Origin of the sequence: Haloglomus irregulare (assembly GCF_007421925.1) — an archaeon.
Classification (GTDB): domain Archaea; phylum Halobacteriota; class Halobacteria; order Halobacteriales; family Haloarculaceae; genus Haloglomus; species Haloglomus irregulare.
Genome location: NZ_QMDX01000002.1, coordinates 124,084 through 143,428 on the forward strand (window position 1 = coordinate 124,084; position 19,345 = coordinate 143,428).

Genomic DNA, 19,345 nt, shown 5'->3' on the forward strand with positions numbered 1-19,345 from the left:
GAGGCGACCGTCACACGGTGCCCTTGGCTGCTTCAGCCGGTGGCGACGACGGCAGCTTCGATGAGATTACGTTCGGTCATCGTCGCTGATATTTCCGACGGGTCGACCTGCGGGTCGGTCGGTTCAGCCGACCGGCCGATGCGTGCGCGTTAGCCCTAATATCAACGACTGCAGAAACTGTGCAATGTGGGGGTAGTCCTCACTCTACAGAGAGGTTATCACCCTATAAAAGAAGAATTGGTGTCGAGTCGGCGCGTCTGCTCATTCAGGAACACATCAAACTCCCCGCCGCTGACCACAAGTCTGAGTGCCGCCCCTGGGTTGTCGCTCTCGGTATTCGCGAGTTCGACTGGCAACGTGAGACTCGCGCCGGTCGCCGGCGCCTCTGCACGAACGCGATACTGGCCGGCACCGTCCCAACCCTCGTAGATTGAGTATACGGGGTCGGAGTCGGTGACGCGCGGCTCTCCGCCGCGGCTGGGCGACCGCCAGGCTCGCGCCCGATATGCGCCCTGTATGCAGCAGTGCGTCCGGTCTGGTCGTGCTTCCAACGCAGCCCTGAGGGAATCGTGAACGCGAACGAGTCCCCGGTCGTGGAGACGGTTTCAAGACCAGCGACGGCGGCGGGATTCTCACCGACAAGTCCGTGAGCGACGACGGCCGGCCCGGACGACTGTGACTGTGGCGCCTGGAACGCGGACACGGAGCGGCCGTGTTGGCCGTGCTCCCGCGACGGCCACGACGAGCCGGCCAGCGCCGCCGACTCGACCGACGACGAGAAGCGCCGGCCGTTGCTCACGACGAGTCACGGTCGCGTCAGCACGAACACCATCCGGCAGTGGATGTACTACGCGACGGCCCCGTGTCGCGCCGGTCCGTGCCCCCACGATCGCCAGCGCGATACCTGTGACTGGTTCGACCGCACCTCTGGCCATCACTGCCCGTCGACGCTCTCGCCACACCGGGTCCGGACGGGGAGTATTACCTGGCAGCTCAACCGCGGGCTCGACGAGCACGAGGTCAGCCGCCGCGTCAACGCTAGCCCCGAGACGATTCGGAAGCACTACGACGTGGCTGATGCCGACGAAGAGTTCCACCAGCGTCGTTCCAGAACCGTTGACCGACTCTCGATGGAGGAAACCGATGATCATGAATGAACCACGAGAGAACCTTACGATAACTTACGCGTGTAATCCGCCCCAACCCATCGAAATAAAACGGTACCGGACATCTGCGGCCCTTCCTCAGCCGAATACGGTTTCCCCGAGGTGGTGTTCGATGAGCGAGTAGCGGCGTCCGACGTCGCTGAACTGCCCGCCCCCGAGTGCTGGTTCTGTGGCGAGCGCCTCTGCCCAGCGGACCCGCCGGACTGCACCACACGAGACAAGGGTGCGTGTCGACCGTGGCCCGCTCCGCAGAATGTCCCGCGTGCAGGCATGAAACCGAGTGCTGTTACTGCCGTCCGGAGTATGGGAGGGACCTCGTCGGTGACGAGACGACGACCTACCAGCAGCCAGAGGGGTGTTGCTGGTGTGGTCGGGGCGTTCCCACTGACGCTGCCGAGTGTCGCTACTGTCGGACCGCCCGCTTCCCGGCGGAGGCCGAGTGCCGATGATCGAGTGCGAGTGTGGCGCCCCCCTCGTGCCCGCCCTCATGATCCGGGATGAGATCAGCGACCGCCACCGCTGCCCGGAGTGCCGCCGGTGCTGGGAGTGCTGTCCCAGCTGCTTCAGCTGGCCCCTCCCGTTCGCCCACTGGAACCACCAGTCCGGCTGCCCGGACTATGGGCTCGACTGTGACGGGAAGACCGTGCTCCGACTCCCGAACGACTAGCAGCGTAGCCGGACGCTGTCCGGTCCCCGGCAGGACCCTGGAGTCCCGCAGTTCGAACCTATCGACGGCACCGAACCCAGCCATGGAACCGCGTACAGCGACGACGGGGAGGTGAGCGTCTGATCTGCGACCGGTGCGAGGGGCTGGAGTATCGGGTCACCGTCCTCGGAGAACGCCTCGACAGCTCGGTTGAGTGCTGTAGAGCGACGGGACGAGTGTAGTCTACGCGCTTGCACGGGGCTGTGACGACCTCGAACCGTCCCTCGTAGACGCGGTGGGGTCGACAGGTGCCAGTCCGGAGGTCCGAGACGCGCTACTCGAACACGCGGCTCTCCTCCTCGAGGGTCTCGATACCCCGTGCGACCTCGCTCGCCTGGCTCGGGGCGAGCGCTATCGTGACCTCGCTGCCCTCCTCGTCCTCGAAGACGAGTTTGACGCGGCGGTCGCCGTACTCGCGCGCCTCGACGCCGTCAGCGTCGAACAGTTTCACCTCGGCGGTCCGGTCGGACGCTCCGACGTGCTCGATGGCGCCGTCGTTCAGTTCAAACGTGAGGTCATCCAAGTCCAGTAACAGCATGCGACCGGCTGCGGTCGGCGGACACCTGAAGCTTCGCGTTCGCCGCGTGTGACCGCTGGATGTCCTGATGCCATCCGGTTACGAAGACGCGCAACCCTTCGAGATACGCACGCGAGCGCGCTCTGACACGGGGAACGAGCAGCAGACGTTTATTCCACGCCTGTCACAGCCCCGCTCGTGTACCTCATCATCGTCGGGGCGGGTGATATCGGCTCGCCGCTCATCGAGATCGCGACCGCCGGCGGGAACGAGGTGGTGGTGGTCGAGCAGAACGCCGACCGGGCCGAGCAGGCCGCCCAGCGGTACGACTGCCTGGTGCTCCAGGACGACGCGACGGTGAAGGAGACGCTGGAGGAGGCCGGTGCCGACCGGGCTGACGCGCTCATCTCAACGACGGACCGGGACGCGACGAACGTGATGGTCTGCCTGCTGGGCGAGGAACTCGGGGTGCCCGAGATCGTCTCCGTCGTCCATGACCCCCAGCATATGTCGCTGTTCGAGCGCATCGGCGTGGGCACGATGGGGAACCCACAGCGCCTCATCGCGGAGTACCTCTACCGGGCGGTCACGCGGCCCGCCATCGTCGACTACATGCGCCTCGGCGGGAAGGCCGAGGTGTTCGAGATCGTGGTGGCGCCCGACGCGCCGGTGGCCGGGCTGACGGTCGAGGAGGCCGCGCAGGCGGGCCACCTCGGCGAGGGGCTGCTCATCGTCGCGATCGGGCGGGAGGGCGCCGATGCTCCCATCACCCCGCGTGGTGGCACGGAGCTCCGGGCCGGCGACCTGCTGACGGTCTACTCCGCCAGCGGGGCGACCGCCGAGGTGACGGACGTGTTCGGGGTGTACGACGACCGCGACGACCCGGAGACGCGGTCGAGCGCCGAGGAGGAGGCCTAACGTGGCCCGGCAGCGGAGCCGCGTCCGCGGCCTCGCACCGGACCTCGCGACGGTGCTCCGGGATATCGGCTCGCTGCTGCTCATCGAGTCGCTCGTGATGACCGTCTCGGTCGGCGTGGCGCTGCTGGCTGGCGAGCCCTACCCCGCGCTCGCCTTGCTACTGGCGGCCGGGGTCACCGCCGGCACGGGGTATCTCGCCCGGCGGGCCCTCGCGGACGCGCCGGCCCCGCAGATGAAACACGGGATGGTCATCGCGGCCGGCGGCTGGTTCGCCGTCGCCGTCTTCGGGACGCTCCCCTTCCTCCTGACCGCCCATATCACGCCGGTCGCGGTGATGGCGGGCTACGTCCCCGCGGGGGCCGCGTACGACCCCGTCACGGCCTGGGGGCCGGCCACTCGGTCCAGTCTCGGCTACTTCCGGTCGCCGCTGCACGCCCTGTTCGAGTCGATGAGCGGCTGGACCGGGAGCGGGCTCACGATGGCGGTCCACGAGCCGTCGCTCCCCCGGGCCATCCAGTGGTGGCGCTCGGTCATCCAGTGGGTCGGGGGTATCGGCGTCGTCGTCCTGACCGTCTCCATCCTCGCGCGCCCGGGGTCGGGTAGCTACGCGCTCTACCGGAGCGAGACCCGCGAGGAGCGCATCCACCCGAGCGTCGTCTCCACGGTCCGGACCATCTGGAAGATCTTCGTCGGCTACACCGGCGTCGCGATCGTCGTCTTCTTCCTCGCGCTCCGGACCTCCGACTACGGCGCCACGCTGACGCTGGGCGAGCAGGCCTGGCAGTCGCTCAACCACGCCATGACCGGTCTCTCGACGGGCGGGTTCTCCGTGACCGACGACTCCATCGCCACCTACAACGCCCCCATCGTGGAGGGCGTGTTGCTCCCGCTGATGACCATCGGGGCCATCGCCTTTCCGGTCCACTACCTCGTGTTGCACGACGGGGACTACGGTCAGTTCCGCGAGGACCTCCAGACCCGCTGGCTGCTCGTCCTGCTGGTGGTCGGGTCGGTCCTCCTGGCGGCGCAGAACACGCTCACCCTCGGACTCAGCGACTACGGGGCCAGCGTGGCCGCCCCGCTCGTGGACCGGACGACGGCCGACGGCGTCCGGGACGCGGTGTTCCAGTTCGTCAGCGCGCTCACCTGCACCGGTTTCCAGTCCTCCCCTATCGGCTCGTGGAGCGACGGCGGGAAACTGCTGCTCTCGGTCGCGATGACCACCGGTGGGACGGCCGGCTCGACGGTCGGCGGGATCAAGATCATCCGCGCGTACACCGTGGCCAGGGGGATCCGGTGGCAGTTCGGCCGCGTCTTCCTCCCCGCAAGCGCGGTCGTCTCCGTCGAGATGGACGGACGGCGCCTGGGTCGTGAGGAGATGGAGCGGGAGTTCTCCGAGGCGGCCATCATCAGCCTGCTGTGGGTGCTGCTGCTCATCGTCTCCAGCATCGTCCTCGTCAACGTCGCGCCGGCCTTCGGCTACGCCGACGCGCTGTTCGAGGTCGCAAGCGCCCAGGGCAACGTCGGGCTCTCGACCGGCATCGTCGGTCCCTCGATGAGCCCGCTCGGCGAGGCGATGTTCGTCCTCAACATGTGGATCGGTCGACTGGAGATCATCCCGGTGCTCGTCTTCGGTCGTGCGCTGGTGAGGGGGCTCGGTCCCTGAGACGCGGTTCCGGCGAGCGGGTCCCCCCCGCCGGCAGCCCCCAAGGCGCGGCGGAGCCTCCGGTCACCGACCTCACGACCGCCAGTAGCCGCTCGTCAGGAGCACCAGGACGGGCAGGATCTCCAGTCGGCCGATCCACATGAGGAACACCATCAGGAGCTTCGAGGAGTTCGGGAAATCCAGATACGAGCCGAAGGGGCCCAGCGAGCCAAAGCCCGGGCCCACGTTCCCGAGGGTGGCGGCGATGGCGCTCATCGCCTCCAGCGTGTTGATGTCGTAGCCGACGCGGGAGACGTCGAGGCTGATGAGGACGGTGCCGACACCGAACAGCAGGAAGTAGAACAGCGTGAACCCCAGGACGCCACGCACGGCGTCCTCGTCGACGACCTCGCCGGCCAGCCGGATCGGCCGGACGGCCTCGGGGTGCGTGGTGGTGAACAGCTCGCGGCGGATGGCCTTCACGATGACCACCCAGCGGACGATCTTGACGGCGCCGCCGGTCGAGCCCCCGCTGCCGCCGATGAACATGGCGAACAGCAGGAGGAACTTGCCGGCCTCGGACCACTCGGCGAAGTCGCTGGTGGCGTAGCCGGTCGTGGTGACGATGCTCACCACCTGGAACACCGACTGTCGGAGGGTGTTCTCGATGTCGCCCTGGACCACGCCGCCGAGGTCGCCCAGCGGCGGCGCCCCGCCGACGAACAGGACGCCGGAGAGGACGGCCGCCAGAACCCCCATGATGCCGGCGTAGGCGCGGAACTCGGCGTCGCCCGCCAGCTTCCGGACCTTCCCCCGGGAGACGGCGTAGAACAGCGCGAAGTTGGTCCCCGCGACGACCATGAACGGGATGACGACCCACTGGACGGCCGCCGAGAACGCCGCGATGGAGTCGGCCTCCGGCGAGAACCCGCCGGTCGGGAGCGTCGTCAGGCCGTGGGCGACGGCGTTGTACGCACCCATGTTCGGTGCCATGCCTACCAGGTGGAGGCCGTACAGCAGGGCGATCTCCAGCGCCGTGAAGCCGAAGTAGGCGATCCACAGCACCCGGGCCGTCTCGGCGATGCGGGGCGTGAGCTTCTCGAGACCGACGCCCGGGGCCTCGGCGTCCATCAGCTGGGCGCCCCCGACCGACAGCTCCGGGAGGATGGCGATGGCGAGCACGATGATGCCCATCCCGCCGAGCCACTGGGTGAGCTGGCGCCAGATGAGGATCGCGTGGGAGTGCCGGTCGAGCGAGATCTCGCCCAGCAGCGTCGCTCCCGTGGTGGTGAAGCCGGACATCGACTCGAACAGCGCGTTGACCGGGTTCGCGAGCGTCGAAGCGGGCGAACTGGCCGCGAGCAGGCCGGGGAGCCCGTGGGCGGCCAGCAGGTACGGGACCGCGCTGATGAGGGCGACGCCGAGCCAGGCGCCCGCGACCAGCAGGAACCCCTCGCGGGCGCCCAGATCCGGGTCGGGGTCCAGCCGCTCGAGCGCCGTCCCCACGACCAGGGTGAGGATGCCGGTACAGAGGAAGACGAGGACGTCGCCGCCGTAGATGAGTCCGACGATGAGCGGCAGCAGTAGGGGAACCGCGAGATACTTCAGCACGGTTCCGATGAGGCTGAGCGAGGTCCGCCAGTCGACGCGGACGCCACCCGCCCCGTTCGTCACGCCGAGCAGGGACACGCCTTCGCGATTTCACGCGGGGCGAATCAATCCATCGTTTCGACCGCCGGCCCGTCCGTGTTCCCGGCGGATCAGATGCGCTCCGTCACCTGGTCGAGCACCGCCGTCTCGACGAAGACCACGACGTGGTCACTCATCTCGACCACCGTGTCCCCCCGCGGGACGATAAACTCCCCCTTCCGGGTGATGGCCCCGACGACGACCCCCTCCGGGAGGTCGGCCGCTGCCTCGCGGATGGTCCGGCCGGCGAAGACGCTCTCCGCGTCGATCTCGACCTCGAGCACCTCCGCGCGGTCCCCGTCGACGATGGAGACGTTCTCGGCGTGGCGGCCGCGGGTGAAGCGGGTGATCTCCTCGGCGGTGGCCTCCCGCGGGGAGACGGCCACGTCGACGCCGACGGCCTCGAACAGCTCCGCGAACGCGATGGTGTCGACGACCGCCACGGCACGGCGGGCGCCGAGCCGTTTGGCCAGTAGCGTCGCCAGCAGGTTCTGCTGGTCGTTCTCCAGCGCCGCGATGACGGCGTCCGCGCTCCCGACGTTCTCCCGCTCGAGGAACGACTGGTCGGTGGCGTCGCTCTCTAAGACCGTCGTGTCCGGGAGCTTCTCGGCCAGCCAGCGGGCACGGTCGCCGTCGTGTTCGATGAGCCGGGGACTGAAGCCCCGTTCCTCCAGCAGTCGCGCCGTCTGGTAGCCGATCTCGCCACCGCCCACGATGACGATGTCGCTCGGCCGGTTCTCCTGGGGCGCGATGGCCGAGGAGAACGCCCGGGCGCTCTCCGGGTTCCCGACGATGACCACCTCATCACCCCCCTCGATGACGGTGTCCCCGTCGGGTACCACCACCTCGCCGTCGCGGATGATGCCGACGAAGGTGAGCGAGTCGAACCGGTCGGCCTCCCTGACGGTCTGGCCCGCCACCGGGGACCCCTCCGGGATCTCGAGTTCCGCCAGCTGGACCGCCCCTTCGGCGAAGCTGTCGACGTCGCGGGCGGTCGGCAGCCCGATGACGCCAACGATGTTCTCCGCCGCCAGCAGGTCCGTACAGACCATGAAATCGACGCCGAAGGCGCGGTTGTCCGCCTCCCATGTGTGGAGGTACTGGGGCCGCTTCACCCGGGCGATGCTGAACGGGTTGCCGCCGACGGCGGCGGTCCCGCAGGCGACGATGTTGGTCTCGTCGTCGTCCGTCGAGGCGATGAACATGTCCGCATCCTCGATACCGGCCTCCCGGAGCGTGTTGATGTCGCCACCGTCCCCCTGGATGGCCAGCACGTCGAGTTCGTAGGTCAGTGTCTCGACACGGTCGGCGTCGATGTCGACGACGACTACGTCGTGGGTCCCCGAGAGGCTCTCGGCGATGGTCGACCCGACCTCGCCGGCGCCGACAATGATGACGCGCATTCGCCGGTCGTGGGCGGCCCGACGGCAAATCCGTTTCCCTCCGCGCCCCCGGGATGAACGGGGGCCCACGTCCGAAGGGGCCGGGTTTATTGCCGCGGAGGCAGAGCCCGTGGACGTATGTCGGACAACACGCCGGTAGTCGTGCAGGCGTATCGGACCCCCCAGGGCAAGGAGGGCGGCGTCTTCAGCGAGGTCCGCTCGGAGGACCTCTCCATCCCGCTCATCAACGAGATGCTCGCTCAGACGGGCCTCTCCGGCGAGCAGGTGGACGACCTGATGTGGGGCTGCGCCCAGCAGCGCGACGAGCAGGGCAACAACATGGCGCGGGTCATCTCGCTGATGAGCGACCTCGGCGAGGCGGTCCCTGCGACCACCATCAACCGCTGGTGTGCCTCCTCCGCGCAGGCCATCATCTCCGCCGCGGACGCCATCCGGGCGGGCCAGCGCGACGTGCTCATCGCCGGCGGCGTCGAGAACATGTCCCGCGTCCCGATGGGACAGAACAACGCCGTCCACCCCGGCCTCAACGACCACCACAACATCGCGGCGCTCCAGATGGGGATGACCGCCGAGGAGGTGGCCGACCGCTACGAGGTCTCCCGCGAGCGCCAGGACGAGTACGCCGCCCGCTCCCAGCAGCGGGCCGTCGCGGCCACCGAGGAGGGCCGCTTCGACGACGAGATCATCCCCGTCGAGGGCCACGACGACGAGGGGAACCGGATCACCGTCGAGACGGACGAGGGGCTCCGCCCCGGGACGACCGCGGAGAAGCTGGCCGAACTCCCGACCGTCTTCAAGTCCGACGGCAGCGTCACGCCGGGGAACGCCTCCCAGGTCTCCGACGGCGCCGCCGCCACGATGCTCACCTCGAGGGCGTTCGCCGAGGACCACGGGCTGGACGTCCTCGCCGAGGTCGGCAACAACAACGTCGCCGGCGTCGAACCCGAGGTCATGGGTATCGGCCCCGTCCCTGCGTGTGAGGGCCTGTTCGAGCGCTCGGGCACGACCGCCGACGACTACGACCTCGTCGAACTGAACGAGGCGTTCGCCTCCCAGTGCATCTACAGCCAGGAACAGCTCGGCTTCGACGACGACATCTACAACGTCAACGGCGGCGCCATCGCCATCGGCCACCCGCTGGGGGCCAGCGGCGCGCGCCTGCCCGTGACGCTCATCCACGAGATGCATAAGCGCGACGACGCCGAACTCGGTCTGGCGACGGAGTGTGTCGGCTTCGGGCAGGGCGCGGCCATCGAGTTCAAGCTGTAAGGCCGATACAACTCCCTTACAACCCGAATATTCCGGTAACGCGGGAATCGACACGGATCTAAGCGTTTTCACGGATGATCCCGCTTCAGGCGGTTCTCGGACCCCTCGCTTCGCTCCTCGGCCCTCGCACGCCTGGCGGCGGCCTTCGGCCGCCAGCGCGCGCCAACTGGACCGACGGGAGCTGCGCGACCCTCGGGGATCACGGGTCGGGGGGCGTGGTGAGCGGCTCGCCCGGAACCCGCGCGTGCCGGGGGCGCCGTTCACCGTACCCGGCGGAGCCGTCTCGTGATGCAAACGCCCGCGAGCGGTTCCCGAACCGCCGCGAACCCGGGGCCCGGCAGGCACGCAGCGAGCCGCCACTGGCCGTGTCGGGTGGGACCCTCGAGGGGTATCGTTCCGGTTCCAGTGGCGCGCCCGGTGGCGCGTCGCGACCCCGTCCTACCCGAACGATTACGACGCAGCCGGCCCACCCTGTGGCCATGCGACTCGACGGGTTCGAGCACGCCACCGGGGCCCACTGTGGCTCCACCGCGCTGCGTGACCTCTCGACACATTACGACTGGGGGCTCTCGGAGCCGGCCTGCTTCGGGCTGGGGTCGGGCCTCGGCTTCGTCTCGCTCGAACTGCCGACCTCCCCGTGGCGACTGTTCATCGGCCGCCCGTTGTGGCTCGAATCCGCCTTCTTCGACACCCTCGACGTCCCGCACACGGAGCGCCGGGGCGACGACTGGGCCACCTCGTGGGCCGACCTGAGGGGCCACCTCGACCGCGGCGACCCGGTCATGGTGTTCGTCGACCTGTTCCATCTCGACTATTACGACACGGACACCCACTTCGCGCCGCACTCGCTGCTGGTCGTGGGCTACGACGAGGACGCCGACGCGACCGAGGCACCCCACGCCGATGCCGACGCGGGGACGGGGGTCGCGTACATGGCTGACAGCGAGTTCGACGAGGTGCAGCCGCTCCCGCTCTCCTCGCTGCGGGAGGCGTGGGCGGCCACGGACATGCTCCCGCTGGACAACCGCTACATCGTCGCGGCGGGCGACCCGCGGGCGGATGTCGGGACGGCGGCCCGGGACGCGATCCGCGAGACGGCCCGCTACATGCTCGACCCCGCCGACGCCGGCCGTGACACTCTGGGCGACCGGCTGGGGATGGGGAGACACGGGCTGCCGGGGATGCGCGCCTTCGCCGACTCGATGCCCGACTGGCCCGCGCTCGAGGACCCGACCTGGACCGCGCGGTTCGCCTACCAGAACATCGAGCGCCGGGGGACCGGCGGCGGGGCCTTCCGCGGGCTCTACGCACCCTTCCTCGACGAACTCGGCGCCGACGCCGGCCTGGACGAGTCGTTCGCCGCGGAGATGCACGGTATCGCCGAGGCGTGGACGTCGTTGGCGACGGTGCTGTACGAGGCCAGCGAGGCCGAGGGGGACATGGCCCCGCTGCTGGAGGAGGCCGCCGAGCGCGTCCATGCCGTCGCGGACCGCGAGGAACGGTTCTACGAGGGCGTGCTGGCGGCGCTGGCGTGATGGTCGTGGCGACCCCGGACGCGGCCCTGACGGCCGGCATCCTCCTCGCCGCGGCGGTGTGCACGACGGCTGTCGCCCGTCTCGTCCGCGGCGGCGACGCCTCGCTCGTCAGCGGCTACACCCCGGGCGACCTGCCGCCCGACGAGGAGCGTCTCCTCACCCGGCGGGCGGGTGCCCTCGGCTACGCCGCGGCGGCGTACACCGCGCTCGGTGTGCCGATCGCGCTCCTGTCGCTGTCGGAGGTCGCGTGGCTCGCGTGGACCGCTGGCTTTCTGCTCCTCCTGCCCGCGGCGTACGCCGTCGCTCCCCGCCGGCGGCCGCCCGGATGAGTGGGTGGTGACCGTCGCCGCAGGTCCGAGACGGTCCGCCTAAGCCGGGGCCGCGCCACCGCCGGGTATGGACGTCGAGTCGATGTTCGAGCAGATGCCGTTCAACCGGGCGGTCGGCATCGAGATCACCCATGCCGACGACGGCCACGCCGAGGGCCGCATCGACCTGGAGGACCGCCACTCCTCCAGCCCCCGCACGCGGGTCGCCCACGGGGGCGTCACGTACGCGCTGGCGGACACCGTCGGCGGCGCCGCCGTCATCTCCGCGGTCGAGGACATCACCCCCACCATCGACATGCGGATCGACTACCTCGCCCCGGGGACGGGCGAGGTCATGCTCGCCGAGGCCGACTGCGCCCGCGTCGGGGAGTCGGTCGCCACGGTCGATGTGGTCGTCACCGACGGCGAGGGCACCCGCCTGGCGACGGCCCGTGGCAGCTACAAGACGGGTGGGGACTCGACGGACTCGGCATGGAGCGAGGGGGCGCCGGGGATCCGGGAAGAGGAAAGCGAGTGAGGCCCAAACATTCCGATACAAATAGTTTTTGACGTGCAATTATCGGTTATATCTACGAAGCTTCTGATTAATCGACTTCTCGCGTAACGATCCTGCACCCGCGCGAGCGAAGCGAGCGCGGGCCCGCCGCCTGCATACCGCGCCGTAGGCGCGGTTTCACTCGTCCTGAACGGGCGTCCTGCTGGCCGCAGGCCAGCAGGTCCGAGTGAGGGACGAGACTTTTTTGAACGTTCTTTGCGCAAGCGGTGACCGAAGACGGCCGGCCGTGAGGCCGGCCGACGAGGTCACCCGCAGGGAAAAAGCTCGAACGAAAGCTCCTGCTAGTCGTCGGCCAACACGGTGTCCTCGTCGTACGCGAGCAGGCGGTCGAGCGCGTCGACCATGGCGCGCACGGAGGCGGTCGTGATGTCGGCGTCGCTGGCGGCGACGTTGACGGTGCGGTCGCCCCGGGACATCGTCACCTCGACCGTCACCACCGCGTCGGTGCCGCCGGTGATGGCGTCGACGTGGTACTCCTCCAGTTGGGCGTCGGCGGCGCTGCCGAGCGCCCCCCGGACGGCGGTCAGGGCGGCGTCGACGGGACCGGAGCCGGTGCCGGCGGCGGTCCGCTCCTCGCCCTTGACCCGGAGCCGGACGCTCGCGGTGGGCGTGCCCGACCCCGAGGCCGCGGTGAGGTCGAGCAGTTCGACCCGGCGCTCGCGCTCCTGGCCGCGGACCTCCTCGGCGATGGCCAGCAGATCGGCGTCGGTGACGCGCTTGCCGCGGTCACCGAGTTCCTTCACGCGCGAGACGATCTCGGGAAGTTCGTCCTCGCCGACGCCGACATCGTGCTCCGTGAGCGCGGCCTCGACGCCGGCGCGGCCGGCGTGCTTGCCGAGGACGAGCCGGCGCTCACGGCCCACCCTCTCTGGCGGGTACGGCTCGTACATCGAGTCGTCCTTGAGCGTGCCGTCCGTGTGGATGCCGGACTCGTGGGTGAAGGCGTTCTCCCCGACGACGGCCTTGTTGGGGGCGATGGGGACGCCGGTGCTGTTGGCGACGAGCTCGGCGAGGCCGTACAGCTCCTCGGTGCGGAGCGTCCCGACGCCGTAGCCGTGATCCAGCGCGATGGCGACCTCCTCGATGGCGACGTTGCCGGCGCGCTCGCCGATGCCGTTGACGGTGCCGTGGACGAGGTCCGCGCCGGCGGCGACGCCGACGAGGGCGTTCGTCACCGCGAGGCCGAGGTCGTCGTGGGTGTGGGTGCTGGTCGGGCCGACCTCGTTCAGCGCGGCGTAGATCTCCAGCATCCGGTCGGGCGTGGCGTGGCCGACGGTGTCGGGGACGCAGACCCGGTCGGCGCCGGCGTCCATCGCGGCGCTCATGAGCTCGACCAGGAACTCCAGGTCCGCCCGGGAGCCGTCCTCGCCGAGCACCTCGACCCAGAGCCCGTGGTCGGCGGCGTACTCGACCAGCTCGACGGTGTCCCGGACGACCTGCTCGTGGGTCGTCCCGACCTTGGTCTCGATGTGGCGGTCGCTGGCGGGGACGACGATGTCGACGCCGTCGACGCCGCAGTCCAGCGCCAGGTCGATGTCGTTGCGCACGCCCCGGCAGAACGAGACGACGGTGGCGTCGAGGTCCAGCGAGGTGACCCGCCGGATGGTCTCGCGCTCGCCCGGCCCCGTGCACGCGGACCCGGCCTCGATGACGGAGACGTCGGCGTCGTCGAGCCGCTTGGCGATGCGTGCCTTCTCGGCGGGGGTCAGCGAGACGCCGGGTGCCTGCTCCCCGTCGCGCAGCGTGGTGTCGAGGAACTCGACGTCGGTCGCCTCGGCCAGCGAGCGCGTCGCTGGGTGGTCGCCGAACAGGAACGAGTTCGATGCGTCGGTGTCAGGTGTGGGGTCAGACGAGCCCACGAATTTCACACCCAGCCGCCTCGCGGCGACTTCCTCTATCCTCCGGGTTATCGGAATCCGACATGGTTACGGCTGCCATCTCGCGGCGGAGTGATAAGAGCGTGCCGGTCCGGACCCGGAGCTAGCCGGCCCGGGTGGTGAAGACCAGCCGTCCAGCCTCCGCGTCGGCCTCGACCGTCCAGCCGTGGACATCGGCCATCGCGCGGGCGAAGGCGGGGCCCAGCCCGGGGGCGTCGAGCTTGCTCTCGGCGTCGAACCGGAGCAGTGCCGCGAACTCCTCGCTGGAGACCGGCGCCCCGTCGCCGGTGACCGCGAACCCCTCGACGCCACCGCCGTCCGTGGTGCCCGTCCCCGCTGTCGCCGCCCCGGCCGCCGTCGCCCCGGCCGCCGCCGGCGAGTGACTCGCCTCGACCCGGACCGTGGTGGCCCCGTTCCGGACGTGGAACCGGAACACCGCCTCGAGGAGGTAGACCAGCCGCCGCCGGTCGGCCTCGACGTTGAACGACTCGCAGTCGAGCGTCACCCCGTCGGCGTCACAGCGGTCCCAGGCCTCCCGGGCGGCCCCCGCCAGCGGGACGGGCGCCGTGTGCTCGACGGTCTGTCCCAGCTCCGCGAGCAGCCGGAGGTCCTCGGCCACCGCCGCGACCCGCTCGGCGGTTGCCGCCGCGATGTCGAGCGACTCGCCGGCCGACGCGTCGGTCACGACCTCGTCGCCCCCGGCGGCCCGGCTCTCGCCCGTCGCCCGGGTGGTCGCGACCTGCCCGATATGTCCCTGCAGGACGTTGGAGGCGTTCCGGAGGTTGTGCGCGACGGCGACCGCGATGTCGGAGAGCTGCTCGTTCTGGCGCTCGATCTCGGCCCGGTGGCGTTCGGCCTCGGTCACCTCGCGGAGCACGACGGTCGTGGCCGTCCGGTCGGTCCAGAGGGGCACGTCGTGCCGCCGGATGGCGAAGGAGCGACTACCGACCGACAGCCGTGGGGCGTCGGCGGACAGCGCCGCCGACAGCGCCGGCGCGACCGACTCCAGCGACGCCCTCGGCTCCAGCCCCTCGAACAGCGTCGCGGCCTCGTCGTTGTAGTCGAGCAGCCGCCCCTCGTCGTCGACCGCGACCGTCGGGTCGGGGTGGTCGGTCAGGAGCGCCCGCCGGGCGGTCACCCGTGCCCGGAGGAAATCCTCCTCGACGAAGAACAGCACCCCGACGGCGAAGGCCGCGACGCCGACGGACTCGAAGCTCACCTCCGGGATGCTGGGCGTCACGACCGCGACGGCGTCCGCGACGACCGGGATGACCGCGACGACGGCCAGCGCCAGCAGCCACCGCGTGTCGTGTCGTGAGGCCGCGAACGCGTCGTACAGCAGGTAGAAGCCGAGGGCGGCCCCGGCGTAGGCCAGCCCGATGACCACCCAGTGGACCGGGCTCTGCTGGATGGCGAGATGTGGGAACGGCTCGGCGAGTTGCCCGGCGGCGAAGTAGCCGCCGTGGATGGGGTTCGTCAGCTTCACCCCGACGACCGCGACGTAGATAGCCGCAGCGGTCCGGCGGAGTCGGACGTTCCGGTGGAACCCGCGGCCGGCGTACGAGGCGGTGAAGTAGAGCCACGCGAAGACGGTGGCGAACCCGACGGTCAGCCCGAGGATGTAGAGCGTCCGCTGGAGCCCGGGGTCGGCGACGAGCAACCGGGCGGTCGAGAAGCCGGCCCAGACCGCCGAGAGGGTGAGCAACGAGCCCAGTCCCCACTTGATCTCACGGTCGGGAATCGTCCGGACCCGGGGCAGCCCCGCAAGACAGGCCAGTGTGGCTATCGCGAACAGTCCCGCGTAGCCGATCTGCAGGCGCGTGAGCGCCGGGGGGATGAACCCCACGTCCATGAGATAACGTTGTGATTATGCTCTCTAAAGCGTTCCCCCGACTCAGTCCAGCCGCCGCTCGTAGATGACCTCCTGCTCGCCGGCGTCGACCAGCCCCGACTCGCCGACCGGCTCGAAGCCGTGGGACTCGTAGAAGCCCACGCCCACCTCGTTGCCTGACAGCAGGACGACCTGCAGCCGGTCGGTCTCCTCGCGAGCCCGCGTGACCACGTGGTCCAGCAGCGCCGTCCCGATACCCTCCCCCCACCGCTCCGGGTGGACGTACAGTCGCGGCACGACGTACGCCCCCGACGGGCTCGGGCCGGCGTGGACCACGCCGACCGGGTCCGCGCCCGCGCCGGTCGCCGCCCCGTCCTCACCGCCCGGCCCCGCGGCGTCGACGGCCACGAGGAAGACGTGGTCCGGGTTGGTGATGACGTCACGGAGCTCCTCTGCCCGCCACCAGTTGTCGAGCCGCTGGTCGACCTCGTCGGGGCCCATGATGTCGTCGTACGCGGCGTGCCACGCGGCGCGGGCGAGCTCGCGGACCGGCTCTGCCTCCCCGGGCGTCGCGGCTCTGATAGCCACATCGGTCATGGGTCGGGCTACGGCCGGCTCGCATTAACCCCTACCGGAGTGGCCGGGCCACAGCCCCCGGCTCAGTCGCTCGCCGGCGGGGCGGCGACCGGCTCGATGGCCAGCTCCAGCGCGACGCCCTCCACGTCCTCGAACCGCTCGCGGTGGGGCGTGTCGAGCTCGTCGTCGTCGACGAACCCGGCGACCCGGACCTCCTCGGCGATGTAGCCCTCGCGGTCGCGCACGAGGGTGGCGACGCGGTCGTCGTCGACGGCGATGGCGACCCGGACCTCCGCCTCGATGTCGAGGTCCAGGGCCTTGCGCATCTCCTGCAGCCGACGGACGACCTCGCGGGCGTACCCCTCGCGCTCGATGGCCTCGGTGAGCGCGGTGTCGACGTAGACGACGCCGCCCCCGAACTCGACACCGCTGACCTCCGGCGGCGTGTTCGTCTCGAACTCGATCATCTCGTCGGTCAGGTCGACGGTCATCCCGGTGGCGTCGGCGACCGCCCGTTCGAGCGCGCCGAGGGACTGCTCGTCGACCTCGGCCTCGTTGAGCGCGTTCATCACGTCGGCGGCGTCGCCGCCGAACGCCGGGCCGAGGACGGACATGTCCGCGCGGGCGCTGTAGGTGACCTCGCCCCAGTCCTCGCCGGGCTCGACCAGCTCGATGGTCTCCGCGTTGAGCCGCTCGCGGAGCAGGGGACGGTGGCGGTCGACGGCGTCGACGGTCCGCTCGTCGTCGGCCACGACCACGACGCGGGTCACGGGCCACCGCAGCGAGCGCTCGGCCTGCTGGCGGGCCTCGGCGCCGGCCTCCTCGACCTCGCGCAGGCGGCGAACGTCCTCCTCCAACCGGTCGTCGCGCCAGCCAGCGTCGGCCTCGGGCCAGTCGCACATGTGGACCGTCGGATGCCCGGCCTCGCCGGTGAGGTTGCCGTACACCTCCTCGGCGACCAGCGGCGCGTACGGCGCCAGCAGTGCCGTCACCTCCCGGAGCACGTGGTAGAGGGTGGCGTAGGCAGCAGTCTTGCTGGGGTCGTCCTCCTCCTTCCACATCCGCTCGCGGACGGCCTGGACGTAGAACCGGGAGACGTCATCGACGACGAACGAGAGCAACGCGTCGAGCGCGCGGTCCTGCCGGAACTCCGCCCAGTGGTCGGCCATCTCGGCCTCGACGGACTGGAGCCGGGAGAGCACCCACTCGTCGACCGTCTCCAGGTCATCGCGCACGTCCGCGAGACTCACGCCGTCCGGCGAGAACCCGTCCATCCGCATGTACGGCAGCGGGAAGCGGAAGACGTTCCAGAGGATGTTGAGCCGGCGCTGCATGGCCTCGGTCTCCTCCCAGGAGAACCGCATGTCCTCGCCCTGCGGGTTCCGCGAGAGCAGGAACAGCCGCATCGGGTCGGCGCCGTGCTGGGCGATGACCTCGCCGGGCTCGACGGTGATGCCCTTGGACTTGCTCATGCCGCGGCCGTCGGGCATGTTGGCGTACCCGTGCATCAGCACCTGCTCGTAGGGGACCTCCCCGAGTGCAGCCGTCCCCATCCCGAGCTGCGACCAGAACCAGCCCCGCGTCTGGTCGTGGGCCTCCATGATGAGGTCCGCCGGCCAGAGGTCGTCGAACCGGGAGCCGTCGCTGGGGTAGTCCAGCGTCCCCCACGACGCCACCGAGGAGTCGAGCCAGACGTCGAACACGTCCGGGACGCGGCTGTAGGTGGTCCCGTCGCGGGTGACGGTCAGGTCGTCGACGGTCGGCCGGTGGAGGTCCAGCGCGTCGGGGTCGACGTCCTGGTCGACGGCCTCGGCCAGCTCCTCGCGCGTGCCGAACACGAGTGCTTCCTCCATGCTCCCGTCCCAGTCCTCGGGCGTCCAGATGGGGATGGGGATGCCCCAGTAGCGCTGCCGGGAGACGTTCCAGTCCGGCGAGTTCTCGACGAACTTCCGGAAACGGCTGTCACGGGCCTCTGCCGGGTACCACTCCGAGTCGTCGATGTTCTCCAGGAGCTCGTCCTTGATATCGCTCACCGTGATGAACCACTGGTCGGTGACGATCTGGACGATATCCGTGTCGCAGCGCCAGCACTGACCGTAGTCGTGGACGTACGTCTCGTCGGCCAGCAGCAGGCCCTTCTCGTCGAGGTCCGCCCGGATGTCCTCGTTCGCGTCCCGGACGAAGGAGCCGGCGTACCGGCCCGCGGAGTCGCCGTAGGTGCCGTCGCCGTCGACGGGACAGAAGATGTCGAGCCCGAGTTCGCGCCCGCGCTGGAAGTCCTCCTCGCCGTGGCCGGGCGCGGAGTGGACCAGCCCCGTCCGGTCGACCTCGACGTAGTCGGCGGTGTACACCTGCAGTGCCCCGTCGAAGTCGGGGTGGTCGGGCACCGCGTCGGCGAGCGGGTGGTCGTACCCCCAGCCCACCATCTCCTCGCCCGACAGCTCCGACTCGACGGTGTACCCGTCGTAGCCGCCCTTCTGGACCACCTCCTCGACGACGTCGCTGGCGAGGTACAGCACTTCCTCGTCGCCGTCGCGCTCGACCCGGACCTTCGCGTACGTGACGTCCCCGCCGACCGCGACGAAGGTGTTGGCCGGGACCGTCCACGGCGTGGTGGTCCAGACCACCAGCGAGCCCTCGCGGTCCGCCAGGTCGAACTTCACGTAGATGGAGGGGTCCTCGACCTGGTGGTACTCCACCTCGTTCTTCGCGATGGCGGTCTCACACCGGGGACACTGCGTGATGGAGCGCATCCCCTGCTCGACGAGGCCGCGCTCGTGGGCCTGCTCGAAGCCCCACCAGGCGGCCTCCATGTACTCCGGGGAGACGGTCCTGTACGGGTCCTCCCAGTCCATCCAGACGCCGAACGACTCGAAGTCCTCCTGCAGCCCCGCCAGCTGCTCCTCGGCGAAGGACTTGCACTCCTCGATGAAGTTCTCCATCCCGAACGCCTCGATGTCCTTCTTGTTCTCGAAGTCCAGCTGCTCCTCCACCTTCGTCTCGATGGGGAGCCCGTGCATGTCGTAGCCCGGGCGGTCGGTGACGTCGTAGCCGCACATCCGTAGATAGCGGATGTAGGCGTCCTTCAGCGTCTTGTTCCAGGTGGTGCCCATGTGGGCCGCACCGGAGGTGTACGGCGGGCCGTCGACGAAGAAGTAGTCCTCGCCGTCGGCACGATGCTCGACCGTCCGTTCGTAGGCGTCGATCTCGTCCCAGTAGTCGAAGACCCGCTCCTCGACCGTGTCCGGGTCGTACTGGTCGGGGACCTCGGCGAACCGTTCCATGGTCGTGTGTCAGTGGGGGTGAGGGTAAAGGCGAATCGGTCGGA

General features: G+C 69.9%; 15 protein-coding genes. 8 read left to right on the forward strand and 7 right to left on the reverse strand.

Features of this window, described 5'->3' with window-relative positions:
- Positions 1-842: 842 nt before the first annotated feature.
- Both DP107_RS04425 and DP107_RS04430 read left to right on the forward strand, forming a co-directional pair.
- A complete protein-coding gene (locus DP107_RS04425; protein WP_144260943.1) occupies positions 843-1,157 on the forward strand; it encodes a hypothetical protein in 315 nt (104 codons plus the stop codon).
- 454 nt (positions 1,158-1,611) lie between these two features.
- Positions 1,612-1,833: a hypothetical protein gene (locus DP107_RS04430; protein ID WP_144260944.1), complete on the forward strand. Its 222-nt coding sequence runs from the start codon at positions 1,612-1,614 to the stop codon at positions 1,831-1,833.
- Positions 1,834-2,146: 313 nt separating this feature from the next.
- On the opposite strand, the gene DP107_RS04435 is transcribed toward DP107_RS04430, so the two are convergent.
- Positions 2,147-2,410, reverse strand: a complete 264-nt coding sequence (locus DP107_RS04435) for a hypothetical protein (RefSeq protein WP_144260945.1) — start codon at positions 2,408-2,410, stop codon at positions 2,147-2,149.
- A 177-nt stretch (positions 2,411-2,587) separates the two neighbouring features.
- On the opposite strand from DP107_RS04435, the gene DP107_RS04440 reads away from it, so the two are divergent.
- Entirely contained in the window at positions 2,588-3,307 is a 720-nt protein-coding gene (locus DP107_RS04440; RefSeq protein WP_144260946.1) for a potassium channel family protein, read from the forward strand.
- A 1-nt stretch (position 3,308) separates the two neighbouring features.
- The gene (locus DP107_RS04445) at positions 3,309-4,973 is read left to right on the forward strand and encodes a TrkH family potassium uptake protein (protein ID WP_394348525.1); all 1,665 of its coding nucleotides are present in this window, start codon (positions 3,309-3,311) and stop codon (positions 4,971-4,973) included.
- A 72-nt stretch (positions 4,974-5,045) separates the two neighbouring features.
- Here DP107_RS04445 and DP107_RS04450 read toward each other — a convergent pair whose 3' ends face one another.
- Entirely contained in the window at positions 5,046-6,572 is a 1,527-nt protein-coding gene (locus tag DP107_RS04450) for a TrkH family potassium uptake protein (RefSeq protein WP_144261258.1), read from the reverse strand.
- 140 nt (positions 6,573-6,712) lie between these two features.
- The gene (trkA, locus tag DP107_RS04455; RefSeq protein ID WP_144260947.1) at positions 6,713-8,044 is read right to left on the reverse strand and encodes a Trk system potassium transporter TrkA; all 1,332 of its coding nucleotides are present in this window, start codon (positions 8,042-8,044) and stop codon (positions 6,713-6,715) included.
- A gap of 117 nt (positions 8,045-8,161) precedes the next feature.
- On the opposite strand from trkA, the gene DP107_RS04460 reads away from it, so the two are divergent.
- The 4 genes from DP107_RS04460 (at position 8,162) to DP107_RS04475 (ending at position 11,694) form a co-directional block, all read left to right on the forward strand.
- A complete protein-coding gene (locus tag DP107_RS04460; protein ID WP_144260948.1) occupies positions 8,162-9,313 on the forward strand; it encodes a thiolase family protein in 1,152 nt (383 codons plus the stop codon).
- A 479-nt stretch (positions 9,314-9,792) separates the two neighbouring features.
- A complete protein-coding gene (locus tag DP107_RS04465; protein ID WP_144260949.1) occupies positions 9,793-10,848 on the forward strand; it encodes a BtrH N-terminal domain-containing protein in 1,056 nt (351 codons plus the stop codon).
- The gene (locus tag DP107_RS04470) at positions 10,845-11,177 is read left to right on the forward strand and encodes a hypothetical protein (protein WP_144260950.1); all 333 of its coding nucleotides are present in this window, start codon (positions 10,845-10,847) and stop codon (positions 11,175-11,177) included. The genes DP107_RS04465 and DP107_RS04470 overlap by 4 nt, the downstream gene beginning before the upstream one ends.
- 67 nt (positions 11,178-11,244) lie before the next feature.
- Entirely contained in the window at positions 11,245-11,694 is a 450-nt protein-coding gene (locus DP107_RS04475) for a PaaI family thioesterase (RefSeq protein ID WP_144260951.1), read from the forward strand.
- Between the two features lie 320 nt (positions 11,695-12,014).
- Here DP107_RS04475 and DP107_RS04480 read toward each other — a convergent pair whose 3' ends face one another.
- The 4 genes from DP107_RS04480 to ileS form a co-directional block, all read right to left on the reverse strand.
- On the reverse strand, positions 12,015-13,544 hold the full coding sequence (locus tag DP107_RS04480; RefSeq protein ID WP_202877352.1) for a (R)-citramalate synthase: 1,530 nt from the start codon (positions 13,542-13,544) through the stop codon (positions 12,015-12,017).
- Between the two features lie 169 nt (positions 13,545-13,713).
- Positions 13,714-15,462: a histidine kinase N-terminal 7TM domain-containing protein gene (locus tag DP107_RS04485; RefSeq protein WP_144260953.1), complete on the reverse strand. Its 1,749-nt coding sequence runs from the start codon at positions 15,460-15,462 to the stop codon at positions 13,714-13,716.
- A gap of 42 nt (positions 15,463-15,504) precedes the next feature.
- Complete coding sequence (locus DP107_RS04490) at positions 15,505-16,038, reverse strand: GNAT family N-acetyltransferase (protein WP_144260954.1); 534 nt, start codon at positions 16,036-16,038, stop codon at positions 15,505-15,507.
- 62 nt (positions 16,039-16,100) lie between these two features.
- A complete protein-coding gene (ileS, locus tag DP107_RS04495; protein ID WP_144260955.1) occupies positions 16,101-19,301 on the reverse strand; it encodes an isoleucine--tRNA ligase in 3,201 nt (1,066 codons plus the stop codon).
- Positions 19,302-19,345: the final 44 nt, after the last annotated feature.

Excerpts from the sequence above, each read along its gene's own strand:
- DP107_RS04425 (WP_144260943.1), top strand. The coding sequence starts at position 843 with ATGTACTACGCGACGGCCCCGTGTCGCGCCGGTCCGTGCCCCCACGAT.
- DP107_RS04430 (WP_144260944.1), top strand. The coding sequence starts at position 1,612 with ATGATCGAGTGCGAGTGTGGCGCCCCCCTCGTGCCCGCCCTCATGATC.
- DP107_RS04435 (WP_144260945.1), bottom strand. The coding sequence starts at position 2,410 with ATGCTGTTACTGGACTTGGATGACCTCACGTTTGAACTGAACGACGGC.
- trkA (WP_144260947.1), bottom strand. The coding sequence starts at position 8,044 with ATGCGCGTCATCATTGTCGGCGCCGGCGAGGTCGGGTCGACCATCGCC.
- DP107_RS04460 (WP_144260948.1), top strand. The coding sequence starts at position 8,162 with ATGTCGGACAACACGCCGGTAGTCGTGCAGGCGTATCGGACCCCCCAG.
- DP107_RS04465 (WP_144260949.1), top strand. The coding sequence starts at position 9,793 with ATGCGACTCGACGGGTTCGAGCACGCCACCGGGGCCCACTGTGGCTCC.
- DP107_RS04475 (WP_144260951.1), top strand. The coding sequence starts at position 11,245 with ATGGACGTCGAGTCGATGTTCGAGCAGATGCCGTTCAACCGGGCGGTC.
- DP107_RS04485 (WP_144260953.1), bottom strand. The coding sequence starts at position 15,462 with ATGGACGTGGGGTTCATCCCCCCGGCGCTCACGCGCCTGCAGATCGGC.
- DP107_RS04490 (WP_144260954.1), bottom strand. The coding sequence starts at position 16,038 with ATGACCGATGTGGCTATCAGAGCCGCGACGCCCGGGGAGGCAGAGCCG.
- ileS (WP_144260955.1), bottom strand. The coding sequence starts at position 19,301 with ATGGAACGGTTCGCCGAGGTCCCCGACCAGTACGACCCGGACACGGTC.